This is a genomic window from Pseudomonas sp. LAIL14HWK12:I7 (assembly GCF_000483465.1).
Taxonomy (GTDB): domain Bacteria; phylum Pseudomonadota; class Gammaproteobacteria; order Pseudomonadales; family Pseudomonadaceae; genus Aquipseudomonas; species Aquipseudomonas kermanshahensis.
The window spans coordinates 619192-632044 of the sequence record NZ_KI519605.1 but is presented as its reverse complement, the minus strand read 5'-3'; the positions used below and the strand labels follow the sequence as shown (position 1 = coordinate 632044).

General features: G+C 62.8%; 10 protein-coding genes and 1 pseudogene. 4 read left to right on the top strand and 7 right to left on the bottom strand.

The genetic code is table 11. The features are described from left to right. Positions 1–115: 115 nt before the first annotated feature. The gene (locus D886_RS0122215) at positions 116–1306 is read left to right on the top strand and encodes a benzoate/H(+) symporter BenE family transporter (protein ID WP_027596003.1); all 1191 of its coding nucleotides are present in this window, start codon (positions 116–118) and stop codon (positions 1304–1306) included. Positions 1307–1439: 133 nt separating this feature from the next. Here D886_RS0122215 and D886_RS28935 read toward each other — a convergent pair whose 3' ends face one another. The 3 genes and pseudogenes from D886_RS28935 to D886_RS0122205 all read right to left on the bottom strand — a co-directional run bounded on the left by D886_RS28935 (position 1440) and on the right by D886_RS0122205 (position 4895). Beyond that, positions 1440–2303 carry a methyl-accepting chemotaxis protein gene (locus D886_RS28935; RefSeq protein WP_371098508.1) on the bottom strand — a complete coding sequence of 288 codons (864 nt, stop codon included), beginning with the start codon at positions 2301–2303 and terminating at the stop codon, positions 1440–1442. Next, a pseudogene (locus tag D886_RS28930) lies at positions 2301–2828 on the bottom strand (HAMP domain-containing protein); the annotation flags it as partial. The gene D886_RS28935 and the pseudogene D886_RS28930, both read right to left, overlap by 3 nt. Positions 2829–3497: 669 nt before the next feature. After that, positions 3498–4895, bottom strand: coding sequence for a PLP-dependent aminotransferase family protein (locus tag D886_RS0122205; protein WP_027596001.1), 1398 nt, complete (start codon positions 4893–4895; stop codon positions 3498–3500). A gap of 289 nt (positions 4896–5184) precedes the next feature. Between D886_RS0122205 and D886_RS0122200 the strand changes: the two genes are divergently transcribed. Then, the gene (locus D886_RS0122200) at positions 5185–6354 is read left to right on the top strand and encodes an MFS transporter (protein WP_027596000.1); all 1170 of its coding nucleotides are present in this window, start codon (positions 5185–5187) and stop codon (positions 6352–6354) included. Between the two features lie 81 nt (positions 6355–6435). Here the strand turns inward: D886_RS0122200 and D886_RS0122195 are convergent, their stop codons facing one another. Then, positions 6436–7197, bottom strand: coding sequence for an SDR family oxidoreductase (locus D886_RS0122195; protein ID WP_027595999.1), 762 nt, complete (start codon positions 7195–7197; stop codon positions 6436–6438). 311 nt (positions 7198–7508) lie between these two features. Between D886_RS0122195 and D886_RS0122190 the strand changes: the two genes are divergently transcribed. Further along, on the top strand, positions 7509–8510 hold the full coding sequence (locus D886_RS0122190) for an NADP-dependent oxidoreductase (protein WP_027595998.1): 1002 nt from the start codon (positions 7509–7511) through the stop codon (positions 8508–8510). Between the two features lie 146 nt (positions 8511–8656). Here D886_RS0122190 and pyrF read toward each other — a convergent pair whose 3' ends face one another. Then, positions 8657–9358 (bottom strand): orotidine-5'-phosphate decarboxylase, encoded by a 702-nt coding sequence (gene pyrF, locus D886_RS0122185; RefSeq protein WP_027595997.1) that lies wholly within the window; start codon positions 9356–9358, stop codon positions 8657–8659. A 182-nt stretch (positions 9359–9540) separates the two neighbouring features. Here pyrF and D886_RS28030 point away from each other — a divergent pair, with 182 nt between their 5' ends. After that, entirely contained in the window at positions 9541–9708 is a 168-nt protein-coding gene (locus D886_RS28030; RefSeq protein ID WP_016500979.1) for a DUF2897 family protein, read from the top strand. A 252-nt stretch (positions 9709–9960) separates the two neighbouring features. Here D886_RS28030 and D886_RS0122175 read toward each other — a convergent pair whose 3' ends face one another. Beyond that, positions 9961–10293, bottom strand: coding sequence for a ComEA family DNA-binding protein (locus D886_RS0122175; RefSeq protein ID WP_027595996.1), 333 nt, complete (start codon positions 10291–10293; stop codon positions 9961–9963). 438 nt (positions 10294–10731) lie between these two features. Continuing rightward, the gene (gene pgi / locus D886_RS0122170) at positions 10732–12396 is read right to left on the bottom strand and encodes a glucose-6-phosphate isomerase (RefSeq protein ID WP_027595995.1); all 1665 of its coding nucleotides are present in this window, start codon (positions 12394–12396) and stop codon (positions 10732–10734) included. Positions 12397–12853: the final 457 nt, after the last annotated feature.

The following is a 12853-nucleotide window of genomic DNA, read 5'->3' as shown; positions in this document are numbered from 1 at the left end:
CGTGCCCAATAGTTGGCGACTGTACGGCTAAAAGCAATGGCCGCTGTATGGCAAGGATCAACCTTGCTCGCGTTAGTCTGAAAAAACTGCTTACACCTTTACAAGGATTTTGTTCATGACCGATGCCACTTCCGCACGCCTGCGGCCCCTGGCAGACAGCTCCCCGTCGGCGGTGGTCGCCGGCTTCATTGCCATGCTCACCGGCTATACCAGCTCACTGGTGCTGATGTTTCAGGCCGGCCAGGCGGCCGGGCTGACCACTGCGCAGATTTCGTCCTGGATCTGGGCGCTGTCGATCGGCATGGCGGTGTGCAGCATTGGCCTGTCGCTGCGCTACCGCACGCCGATCACCGTGGCCTGGTCGACCCCAGGCGCTGCGCTGCTGATCACCAGCCTGGGCGGCGTCAGCTATGGCGAGGCCATCGGGGCGTACATCACCTGCGCCGTGCTGGTGCTGATCTGCGGCCTGACCGGCAGCTTCGAGCGCCTGGTCAAACGTATTCCGGCCTCGCTGGCTTCGGCGCTGCTGGCGGGTATCTTGTTCAAGATCGGTAGCGAGATCTTTGTCGCCGCGCAGCACCGCACCGTGCTGGTGCTGGGCATGTTCTTCAGCTACCTGCTGGTCAAGCGCCTGTCGCCGCGTTACTGCGTGCTGGCCGCGTTGCTGGTCGGTACGGCGCTGTCTGGCGCCCTTGGCCTGCTGGACTTCAGCGGCTTCCGCCTGGAAGTGGCCACGCCGGTGTGGACCACACCGAGCTTCTCGCTGGGGGCGACCATCAGCATTGGGATTCCGCTGTTCGTGGTGGCGATGACCTCGCAGAACATGCCCGGCGTGGCCGTGCTGCGGGCCGATGGCTACCAGGTACCGGCTTCACCATTGATTTCGGCGACCGGGTTTGCCTCGTTGCTGCTGGCACCGTTTGGCTCGCACGGGGTGAACCTGGCAGCGATCAGCGCAGCGATCTGCACCGGGCCACATGCCCATGAAGACCCGAGCAAGCGCTACACCGCGGCGGTGTGGTGCGGGATTTTCTATGGCATTGCCGGGGTGTTCGGGGCAACGTTGGCGGCGCTGTTTACGGCGTTGCCGAAAGAGCTGGTGCTGTCGATTGCGGCCTTGGCGTTGTTCGGCTCGATCATGAACGGGCTGACCGTGGCCATGGGTGAGGCGCGCGAGCGTGAGGCAGCGTTGATTACCTTTATGGTGACGGCGTCGGGGTTGACGCTGTTCTCGATCGGGTCGGCGTTCTGGGGGATTGTGGCGGGGGTTTTGACCCTGATGATCCTCAATCCGCGCAAGATCTAAGGTGTTGTAGCCTGCACCGGCCTCTTCGCGGGGCAAGCCCGCTCCCACAGGTCTCCACAGCTCGTAGGCTTGGTGATATCCACTGTGGGAGCGGGCTTGCCCCGCGAAGAGGCCGGTGCAGGCTACACAAAGCTCAAAGCCTGAAATGCCCCACCATCCCCTTCAAGTCCGTGCCCAACTGCGCCAGCTCGACACTCGACCTGGCATTGTCCTGCATCGCCAACGCCGCCTGATCGGCACTGCCGCGGATCTGCGTAACGCTGCGGCTGATCTCTTCGGCCACCGAGCTCTGCTGCTCGGCCGCGGCGGCAATCTGCTGGTTCATCTGCTGGATCATTGAAACCGCCGAGGCAATGCTGCCCAGCGCACTTTCAGTCTGCAACACATCCGCCACCGCCAAACGCACCAGCTCGGTGCTGCCGCGGATCTGCGCCACCGACTGCTGGGCGTTGCCGCGCAAGCTCCCCACCAGGGTCTCGATCTGCTCGGTCGATTGCCGGGTACGCCGGGCCAAGGCCCGCACCTCATCGGCCACCACCGCAAAACCACGCCCCTGCTCGCCCGCACGCGCCGCTTCGATCGCGGCATTGAGCGCCAGCAGGTTGGTCTGCTCGGCGACGCTCTTGATCACTTCCAGTACATCGCCAATGGTGTGGATCTCGGCACTGAGGCTGTCGATGCCGGCACTGGCCGTCTCGGCAGCCGACGCCAACTGCTCGATACGCTGCATACTCTGACGCACCACCACTTGCCCAGACTCGACCTTGTCATCGGCAGACTGGGCCGCCTGCGCCGCTTCCTCTGCATTGCGCGCCACATCGTGCACGGTGGCCGTCATCTGCTGCATGGCGGTGGCCACCTGTTCGGTCTCCTCCTTCTGGCTGCCCACCTCGCGGTTGGTCTGCTCGGTCACCGCCGACAGCGCCTGCGCACTGCCGGCCAGTTGCTCGATACCCTGCTGCAGCCCGCTGACAATGCCCGACAGCCCGGCCGCCATCTGCTGCATGGCCTGCATCAACTGCCCCACCTCGTCGCGGCGCGGCGCTTCTGCTTCCAGGCTCAATTCGCCCGCGGCAATGCGCTGGGCACGGGCGATGACGCGCTTGAGCGGGCCGACCACCGCACGGGTGATCAGCCAGGCAGCCAGCACACCCACCAACAGCGCCAGCCCCGTGGCCAGGGCGATGGCCAGGGCATTGCGCGACAACTCACCTTGCAGGGCCTGCTCCTGCGCCAGGTAGGCCTGGTCGACCCGGCCGGTGACCTGCTCGGCCCGCGCCTGCAGCTGCGCCTTCAGGCCCTGCTCCTTGGCCAGCAGGTCGGTGTATTCGTTGAGTTTGTCGGAGAAACTGCCGATGTGCCCAGCCACTTCGCCCAGCACACTCTGGTACCCGGCATCACTGACGGCGGCCTTGAGCTGTTCGACCAGGCTTGCGGCTTCGAGGGTCTGGGCTATGCGCGTCTGGCCCGTGCCTTCTTCACCCTTGCGGCTCTTGTCCAGGCGCACGCGGGCTTCGTCCATTGCTTGCAGCATCAGCCGCGACACCTGCGCCACCTGCGCGGCCTGCTCCAGAAACTCGCCGCCCTGCTGGCCCTGGGATTGTTTGAGGGTGTAGGTGCCGTCGTCGGCCAGCCCGGCCTGCAGCACATCCAGGTTGTTGGCCACGCTGGACACCGACCAACTGGCCATGTCCAGCGCCAGCTCCTTGGCCTGCACCGCTTCGACAAAGGCCTCGAACGCCTGGCCATAGGCGCTTAGCTCAGCCTCGGCCGCCGCCAGCGCCGGCAAGCCACGGGCACGTTCAGCCAAGCCCTGCAGGCCCGTGCGCAAGGCCTCGGCCTGCTTGATGTCGGAACTCATGGCAAAGGTTTGTTCGTGCTGGCGCAACCTGAGCAGGTCGGTATTGAACTGGGCCAGCTGGCGCAAGCCGTCGAAGCGTTGGCCCACGCTGTGCAACGCGGCGATGCCGATGGCCGCCACCGCCAGCGTCAACAACAGCACCAGGGTAAAGCCCAGGCCGAGCTTGCGGGCCATGCCCAGGTTGGCCAGAACACCGTGCTTGGTCGCGCCCATCGCCGATTCCCCTTCACCTTGTCAGGTTTTGCCGAAGGCCAAGCGTGGCAACGATACCCGTGCACTCACAAGGGCCTGACGCCAGAATAGTGTCAAATAGCTATGAGCGTGTCGCTTTCAGTGTGCTGGAGGTCGCCCTGCGTGTTTGAAGAAGGCCTGGGCGCGGGAATCCTGCCCGTAAGCGACATTGATGCGCAGCCAATCGCTGCTCGCGCCCTGGTAATCGAAGGCGCTGCCAGGGGTGAGCAGCACCGCATGCTCCAGGGCCAGCCGCTCCAGGCTGGCAACGTCACGCCCAGGTACCCGCGCCCACACGAACATACCGCCGTAAGGCTCACAGAACACCTCCCACCCCGCCTGCTCCAACTGCCCGAGCAATTTGGCCATGTGCTGGCCCAGGCGCACCCGCAGGCGTTGCACGCTTTTGCGGTAGCTGCCGTTGGCAAGCATCTGCCCCACCACCTGCTCGGCGAAGCGCGACGTGCCGATGCCACTGACCATCTTCAGCTCGGCCAGCCGCGCCAGCAGGGCCGGGTCGGCGACCAGGTAGCCGACCCGCAGCGAGCTGCTGAGGGTTTTGGAGAAGCTGGCCATGTAGATGACCCGCTGTTCGCTGTCCAGCGTGGCCAGGCGCGTGGCCGGGCCTTCCTGGAAGTCGGCGTAGATATCGTCTTCGATGATGCGCAGGTCGTGCTCGCGGGCCAGCTCCAGCAGGCGGTAGGCAACCTTGGGGGTCAGGCTGGTGCCGGTCGGGTTGTGGTACAGGCTGTTGATGAACAGGCAACGCGGGCGGTGTTCGGCCAGCAAGCGCTCCAGCGCCGCCAGGTCTGGGCCTTCGGCCAGGCGGGGCACGGGCAACATGCGCACCTGGTGCTGGCGCAGCAGGTTGTACAGGTTGTAGTAACCGGGGTTTTCCACCAGCACCGTATCGCCAGGGCGCAGCAAGGTGCGCACCAGCAGGTCGAGGCCATGGCTGGCGCCTTGAGTGGTGAGGATGCGTTCGGGGCCGGCGGCGATGCCCTGGCGCGCCAGGCGCTTGTGCAGTTGCTGACGCAGGCTGGCCAGGCCCAGCGGTGGGCAGTAGTCGAACAGGTCCTGCGGGTTGCCGCGGCTGACCTGGCGCACCGCCTGGGCCAGCTCGGTGGCCGCACGCCAGCTGTTGGGCAACCAGCCGCAGCCGAGCTTGAGCAGCTCGTCATGGCCCTCGCGAAACTGCCGCCAGTGGCCATCGCCAGCCTCGCCCCAAGGCAAGCCATCGTCCGCCTCGCCCACCGGTTTGCGCTCGGCGACGAAAAAGCCGGTGCCATGCCGCGCCTCCAGCCAGCCGCTGGCGACCAGGCGATCATAGGCCTCGATCACACAAGACGCGCTGACCGCCTGGCTGCGCGCCAACGCACGGATCGACGGCAGACGGGCGCCGGGGCGCAGGCGTTGGTGGCCGATCCAGGTTTGCAGGTGGTTGGTGAGTTGCTGCACCAAGGGCGTGGGGCTAGTGCGGTCTAAAGGGAAGTGCATGGCAGGTGTTCGCAGGTTTTGAGCGAACAGTTAAGCATAAATGGGGTGGCGGTGTGCCTGGTTGCGGGGGCTGATTGTAATCATTGTTGCCACACCAGCACGGCCCAAACGTCGCACGCGATTCGGGTAGGAGCAGCCTTGTGCTGCGAAGAGGCCGGTGAAAACAGCCAAGATTTCCGGTGTTGTCACCGGCCTCTTCGCAGCACAAGGCTGCTCCTACAGGGGTTTTCACAGCCCATTGAACTGCGAAGAGGCCGGCACTGCCCTCTTAAAAGCCAGGATCTTACCGATGCCCCGCCCCCCCGCCAGACTGGCCTTCGCCCTGTGCCTGATCACCCTCGCCGTCAACCTCCAGGCCCCGCTCTACATCACCTACGCCGACCTCTCCGGCCAGGGGGCCGCCGCCACCGCCGTGGCCTTCTCCGGCTACGTGCTGGGCGTACTCCCGGTACTCCTGGCCCTCGGCGGGCTAGCCGACCGGGTTGGCCGCCGCCCATTGATCATCGCCGCGCTGATCCTGTCGATGATCGCCACCGTGCTCATGCTACTCGCCCCCAGCCTGCAAACCCTCGGCCTGGCGCGGCTGTTCCTGGGCCTGGGCACCGGCCTTGCCTCGGCCACGGCAACCGCCTACATGGGTGAGCTGATGGGCAGTGACGGCAGCCCCCGTGCCGCCAACTGGGTCACCGCCAGCACCTCGCTGGGCTTTGGCCTAGGCGCCGCGCTTACCAGCCTGTTCCTGCTGCGCGGCCCGAGCCTGACCCCAGGCAGCTTCCACCTGCAGCTGCTGCTCGCCGCCGTTGCCCTGGTGCTGGTCTGGCGCATGCCCGACCCGCGCCCGACACAGCGCAGCGCCATGCTGCGGCTGCCGTGCTACCCCCGCGGCAGCGTTGCCTATGGCCTGGCCATCTTGCTGGCCTGGGCCTGCGTTGGCTTGGTCATCGCCCTGCTGCCGGGGATTTTGCGCCAGCATGGCTTGAGTGCCTGGTCGGGGTTTTCGACCTTCTGCGTGATCAGCTGCGGCTTGTTGTTTCAGCCGATGGCACGTCGCCTGTCGAGCCTCAAGGCCACGCTGCTGGGGCTGCTGATTCTGCCGTGCAGTTACGCGGTGCTGGCCTGGGGGGCCGATGCTGGGCAACTGGGGGCCGTGTTGCTGGGCGCGGTGGCGGCCAGCAGTGCGTGTTACGGGTTTATCTACCTGGGCGGGTTGGCGGCGGTGAACCAACTGGCCGGCACAGAAAAAACCCGGGCCAGTGCCGGGTTCTTCTTGCTGGCGTACCTGGGCTTCAGCTTGCCAGTGATCTTTACCGGGTTGCTGAGCGACCGCTTGGGGTCACGGATGGCCTTGCTGGTGTTTGGTGGGGTGCTGCTGCTGGGGTGCGTGCTGGTTGGGTTGGCGTTGTGGTTGTCTGCGCGGGCCCTATCGCCGGCAAGCCGGCTCCCACAGGAGGTGCGGTGACCCGCAAGCACCAGGTGACCTGTGGGCGCCGGCTTGTCGGCGATAGGGCCGGGGATGACTGAGCAATACCCTGAAAGCGGGTCAGATCGCCGTAGCTCCACCATCCACTGTCAGGCTGTGCCCTGTGGTGAAGGCTGCCCCATCGCTGCACAGGTACAGCACCGCGCTGGCAATCTCCTCCACCTTGCCGATGCGCCCCACCGGGTGCATCGCCGCCGCGAATTCCGCCTTGCGCGGGTCCGCTTCATAGGCACGGCGGAACATGTCGGTATCGATCACCGCCGGGCACACCGCGTTAACCCGGATGCCCTTCTTCGCATACTCGATGGCCGCCGACTTGGTCAGGCCGATGACCGCGTGCTTGGAGGCACTGTAGATGCTCATCTTCGGCGCCGCCCCCAGCCCCGCCACCGACGCAGTATTGACGATCGCCCCACCGCCCTGGGCCAGCAGCAATGGCAACTGATACTTCATGCACAGCCACACCCCTTTGACGTTGACGCCCATGATGGCGTCGAACTGCGCCTCGCTGCCCTCGGCCAAACGGCCCTGCTCGATCTCGATACCGGCATTGTTGTAGGCATAGTCCAAGCGGCCATAGGCGGCGATGAGCTGCTCATGCAGCTGGCGCACATCCGCCTCCCGGGTGACGTCGCAGGCGATGAACATCGCGTCACCGCCCGCCTCGTGAATCAACGCCACCGTGGCCTCACCGCCGACTGGGTCGAGGTCGCCCACCACCACCTTCAAGCCTTCACGGGCGAAGGCCAGCGCCGTTGCCCGGCCGATACCTGCGGCGCCACCGGTGACCAGGGCTACCTGGCCGGAAAAGGTCATGCTCATCGTTTGCTCCTGGTTGTTTTTTGGGGGATTGCATCAGGGCCGCTAGGTGCGGGGCTGGAGGGGGCGGCGCTCGATCTCCCGGCCACCAAACATCTTCCGCCGAACACCTGCCGGCCATTACCCAATGCCGCGCCAAACACCCACCCACCATCACCCACCCTCTGCCCCAGAGCATAGTCACCCCCTCCCCCCCAGTGCAGCATCATCACACCCACGGTTGAGCTACCATGCCTACCAGTGATTTTGCGCTTCAACCTGCATCAGCAAGGTAAATTGCCCTTACACCGATCAACTGCCCACAAGGACCCGCCATGACCCAGACCAACCGCCGCTTCCTGCTCGCCAAACGCCCGGTCGGCGCCGTGCGCCGTGACGACTTCAGCTTCGAGGCAGTTCCCGCCGAACAGCCCGGCGAAGGCCAGATTCTGGTGCGCAACCTGTACCTGTCCCTCGACCCCGCCATGCGTGGCTGGATGAACGAAGGCAAGTCCTATATCCCCCCGGTCGCCCTCGGCCAAGTGATGCGCGCCCTCGGCGTCGGCGAAGTGGTGGCCTCCAACCACCCCGACTACAAACCCGGCGACCACGTCAGCGGCCCGCTCGGCGTGCAGGACTACTTCACCGGCGAGCCCCAAGGCCTGCACAAGATCGACCCCAGCCTCGCACCCCTGCCCCGCTACCTCTCGGCCCTGGGCATGACCGGCATGACCGCCTACTTCGCCCTGCTCGAAGTCGGCCAGCCCAAAGCCGGTGACACCGTGGTCATCTCCGGCGCCGCCGGCGCAGTCGGCAGCATCGTCGGGCAGATCGCCAAGCTCAAAGGCTGCCATGTGGTCGGCATCGCCGGCGGCGCCGAAAAATGCCAATACCTCAAGGACGAACTCGGCTTCGACGGCGTCATCGACTACAAGGCCGAAGACGTGCTGGCCGGCCTCAAGCGCGAATGCCCGAAAGGGGTAGACGTGTACTTTGACAACGTCGGCGGCGAGATCCTCGATGCCGTGCTCACCCGCATCAACCTCAAAGCCCGCATCGTCATCTGCGGCGCCATCAGCCAGTACAACAACAAAGAAGCCGTCAAAGGCCCGGCCAACTACCTGTCGCTGCTGGTGAACCGCGCACGCATGGAAGGCTTCGTGGTGTTTGACCATGCCAAGGATTACGGCAAAGCCGCGCAGGAAATCGCCGGCTGGCTGGCCACTGGCAAAGTGAAGAGTAAGGAAGATGTGGTGGAAGGGTTGGAGACCTTCCCAGAGACGCTGCTCAAGCTGTTCAGCGGCGAGAATTTTGGCAAGTTGGTGTTGAAGGTCTGACAGCGTAGGCCCTGGATTTCAGTGCCTGCCTCGATTGTTGTGTCGGGGCGTAAATCGAGCGCCGCGCGGGCGGCGCTCGATCTCACAGGCACCAAAACTGCGACGGCGAACCCCTACCGACGCAAACGCAAACGCAACCCAGCCCCTTACCCGCGAATTTCAGCTACAACCGCAGCCAAAGCCTGTGCCGGGTCCGCCGCCTGGCTGATCGGCCGCCCGATCACCAAGTAATCCGAGCCAGCATCCAACGCCTGGCGCGGGGTCAAAATGCGGCGCTGGTCATCCTGGGCGCTACCTGCCGGGCGAATACCCGGGGTCACCAGTTGCAGCGAAGGGTGCGCAGCCTTCAGTGCGGTCGCCTCCAGCGCCGAGCACACCAGCCCGTCCATGCCCGCCTTCTCGGCCAAGGCCGCCAGGCGCAGCACTTGTTCTTGCGGATCAACATCCAGGCCGATACCCGCCAGGTCTTCACGCTCCATGCTGGTCAGCACGGTCACGCCAATCAGCAACGGCTGCGGGCCGCTGCGCTTGGCCAGCACTTCACGGCAGGCCGACATCATGCGCAGGCCACCGGAGCAATGCACGTTGACCATCCACACGCCCATCTCGGCGGCAGCCTTGACGGCCATGGCCGTGGTGTTAGGGATGTCGTGGAACTTGAGGTCGAGGAATACTTCGAAGCCCTTGGCACACAGGGTCTCGACGATGCCCGAGGCACTGCTGGTGAACAGCTCCTTGCCAACCTTTACCCGGCACAGTGCAGGGTCAAGCTGGTCAGCCAGCTTCAGAGCGGCCTCACGGGTAGGGAAGTCGAGGGCGACGATCAGGGGCGTCTGGCAGGCGGACATGGTCAGGGTCTCTTGGCAAGTCGAAAACGGCGCGCATTGTAAACGAAGTGACGCAGGCTTTGGGGGCCGCGGGTCACGGAATTGGCCCTGCAAGGCCTGACTTCTATAATTGAACCAAAGGAACCGGCAATTGCTCAAATTTCATACAAGCGCCGCCCCATGATGATCAAAGGAGAACGACAATGCCCTGGTATGCCTGGCTGATACTCATCATAGCCCTCGGCTCGATTGTCGGCGGCTTGATGATGCTGCGAGATACGGCGAAGAAACTGCCGTTGACGGATGAGCAACTGCGCAAGGTGCATGAGCGCAATGCTGAAGCTGATGCGAAGGACGCGCAGGACCGTTAAACCCCCTGCCCCATTCCCTGTAGAAGACAGCAACGTCCATTCGACGTCGCTGTCATGCCAAATGAAAAGGCCTTAGTCCGCCCCTTCTCAACCTGTGGCAGCTGGACTTGTGGAGCGGGCTTGCCCGCGAAGAATCCAACACCCTCTCCGCTCGAGTTCCAGCTGGCTTTACCTATACCTCTCCATGGTCAAGTGATGCATACGTCCATAAATGGGCTGAGCCAAGCTCCGCCTGCCCAGCCCCACTGCTGATTACTCCACCATCACCTTGTCCCGATTACGCTCCAGCAACGCATTGCCGATTCCCTTGATTTCCAGCAGCTCATCCACCGACGCGAATGGGCCGTTGGCTTCCCGGTAGGCGACGATCGCTTCAGCCTTGGCCTTGCCGATGCCGTTCAGTTCTTTTTGCAGGGTTGGGGCATCGGCCTTGTTCAGGTCTAGGCGGGTGGTCTGAGCTTCCATGTGGGTGACGATTGGCACTGGTTCCTGCACGGCGGTAGTGCTGGCGGGGGCGGCGCTGACCGAGAAGGATAGGCTGGCGAACAGGGGCAGAAGCAGGTAGGACAGAACGGTATTGCGCATTAGGGATCACTCCTTGGGTTGGTCTTATCTAGCAGCAGCTTTCCTTTGGCTGCGCAATCAACCCTAGCGGTATTCCATTGTTCTAACTAGACAGGCGGCTCGATGAATCGTTACCAAATGGGACAGCAAATAGCGGAGCTTCGTATACCCATATAAAGCGCCATGGCCCCACACTTCACATGATGACTAGCCTTAATCCAAATATTTTATAACCTGCACGAAAATTACCTTAAGGTAATACTTACATTCGGACTTCTGACTGTGAACATTCCTACAAAAACGCAAGCAAAGTAGTTCGCCCCTTAAAGCGAGACTCGACACCTAACTAGGGTAGATATAGGACGCGCACTTGCGGGGCCGCATTCGTAAATCGCTCGTGCCCATTGCTTCTCAGCAATGGGCACGAGCGATTCGTTTATGACTTCTCGGCAAAAACAATCAGCCGCGGTGGCGACCACGGAAGTAATTGATCAGACCTTGCGTTGAGCCATCTTCAGCAGCCTCATCGTTACTCCCGACTAAACGCCCGTATACGCCGTTGCCCAGCTCCTTACCCAGCTCGACCCCCCACTGATCGAAGGCATTCACACCCCAGATCACGCTCTGCACGAAGACTTTATGCTCGTACATTGCAACCAGTGCACCAAGACGGCGCGGGTTAATGCGTTCGACAACCAAGGTGTTACTTGGGCGGTTACCCGGGATCACTTTATGCGGGGCCAGCTTCTCGATATCTGCTTCATTCAGGCCTTTTTCCCGCAGCTCGCTTTCTGCCTCATCGCGGGTCTTGCCCAGCATCAACGCCTGACTCTGCGAAAGGCAGTTGGCGTACAGCCATTGATGATGGTCAACCACTGGGTTGAAACTCACTACCGGTACGATGAAGTCAGCAGGGATAAGGTGGGTGCCCTGGTGCAAGAGCTGGTGATAAGCATGTTGCCCGTTGCAGCCAACGCCGCCCCAGATCACCGGGCCGGTTTCGGTCTTCACCGGCGTTCCATCCTGCAGGACGCTCTTGCCATTGGACTCCATGTCCAGCTGTTGCAAATGCTTGGTGATGTTTCGCAGGTAGTGGTCATACGGCAGAATCGCATGGCTGCGGGCGCCCCAGAAGTTGCCATACCACACGCCCAGCAGGGCCAGCAGCACCGGCATGTTCTGATCGAACGGCGCGGTCTGGAAGTGCTGGTCCATGGTGTAGGCACCAGACAACAGCTCCTTGAAGTTGGCGGTACCGATGGCCAAGGCGATCGGCAGGCCAATGGCCGACCACAGCGAATAGCGCCCACCGACCCAGTCCCACATCGGGAAGATGTTCTCTTCACGGATACCGAAGGCGACGGCGGCAGCCTTGTTGCTGGAGACGGCAATGAAGTGCCGGTACAACTCGGATTCCGCCCCGCCATGGGCCAAGTACCAGGTGCGCGCAGCCATCGCGTTCTTCAACGTCTCTAACGTGTTGAACGACTTCGACGAGACAATGAACAGGGTGGTTTCGGCGCGCAGGTTGGCCGACAGTTCGTGGAACTCACTGCCGTCGATGTTCGCCAAGTAATGGCAGCGTACGCCGCGTTGTGCGTAGGGCAGCAGCGCTTCGGAGACCAGTTCAGGGCCGAGGAACGAGCCGCCGATGCCGATGTTGACCACGTCGGTGATCGGCTTTTCGCTGTAACCGCGCCACAGGCCATCGTGGATGCGCCCGACCAGTTCGGTGATCTGGTTAAGCACTTTGTGCACTTCCGGCATCACGTTGACGCCGTTGACGCTGAGCTTGTCGCCCACCGGGCGGCGCAGGGCGGTGTGCAGCACCGGACGGCCTTCGGAGGCGTTGATGATCTCGCCGCTGAACATCGACTTGATCGCATCCTGCAGGCCGACTTCGTTGGCCAGGTTCACCAGCAGGTCGCGGCTTTGCTCGGTGATCAGGTTTTTCGAGTAGTCGAGGAACAGGCCGCAGCTGCTCAGGGAGAACTGATCAAAACGCTTGGCATCGGCGGCGAAGGCTTCGCGCATGCTGAAGTTCTGCATGGCCTCACGGTGGTGCTGAAGCGCCTGCCAGGCAGGGAGGGCCGTCACATCACGGGGGTTACGGTAGTACGGCATTGCGAATGATTTCCTTGATGCATAATCTGTCCATGAACAACAGCCAGCTGCTGCCAATTTCGGCGGGCATTATAGGCACTGTGCTCGCTAGGGGAATGGCTGGCGGGATAAATTGTAAGCTTGGCACCCACCCCTAAAAATCCTTATGCGCCTATCGGTACCGATCCGGTAGGTCTCGCACCCCAATCAAGCCTGACTGATTTGATGCACGCAAACCAATCAGGCAAGCCCTAGACAACCTACTCGTAAGCAACTGAATTCTATAACCAAGATGGGTAAATTACAGTCAGACAGATAAGGGGGGTTGGCATCATATTGACATCACCCCGCCAGCAATCCTCCCACCTGACACAAACCGGTTTTTTGCAACTCTGCTGACATACGGATCTTGCAGCAAACTCGTCCGATGTGTTGAGAGCTGACTGAAGCGACATCGTGGCAGATGGAGTGCACGGAG

What these genes read in the sequence shown, in the direction of transcription:
- D886_RS28030 (WP_016500979.1), top strand. Translation starts at nt 9,541, where the DNA reads ATGCCCTGGTATGCCTGGCTGATACTCATCATAGCCCTCGGCTCGATT.
- pyrF (WP_027595997.1), bottom strand. Translation starts at nt 9,358, where the DNA reads ATGTCCGCCTGCCAGACGCCCCTGATCGTCGCCCTCGACTTCCCTACC.
- D886_RS0122190 (WP_027595998.1), top strand. Translation starts at nt 7,509, where the DNA reads ATGACCCAGACCAACCGCCGCTTCCTGCTCGCCAAACGCCCGGTCGGC.
- D886_RS0122215 (WP_027596003.1), top strand. Translation starts at nt 116, where the DNA reads ATGACCGATGCCACTTCCGCACGCCTGCGGCCCCTGGCAGACAGCTCC.
- D886_RS0122205 (WP_027596001.1), bottom strand. Translation starts at nt 4,895, where the DNA reads ATGCACTTCCCTTTAGACCGCACTAGCCCCACGCCCTTGGTGCAGCAA.
- pgi (WP_027595995.1), bottom strand. Translation starts at nt 12,396, where the DNA reads ATGCCGTACTACCGTAACCCCCGTGATGTGACGGCCCTCCCTGCCTGG.
- D886_RS0122200 (WP_027596000.1), top strand. Translation starts at nt 5,185, where the DNA reads ATGCCCCGCCCCCCCGCCAGACTGGCCTTCGCCCTGTGCCTGATCACC.
- D886_RS28935 (WP_371098508.1), bottom strand. Translation starts at nt 2,303, where the DNA reads ATGGCGGCCGGGCTGTCGGGCATTGTCAGCGGGCTGCAGCAGGGTATC.
- D886_RS0122195 (WP_027595999.1), bottom strand. Translation starts at nt 7,197, where the DNA reads ATGAGCATGACCTTTTCCGGCCAGGTAGCCCTGGTCACCGGTGGCGCC.
- D886_RS0122175 (WP_027595996.1), bottom strand. Translation starts at nt 10,293, where the DNA reads ATGCGCAATACCGTTCTGTCCTACCTGCTTCTGCCCCTGTTCGCCAGC.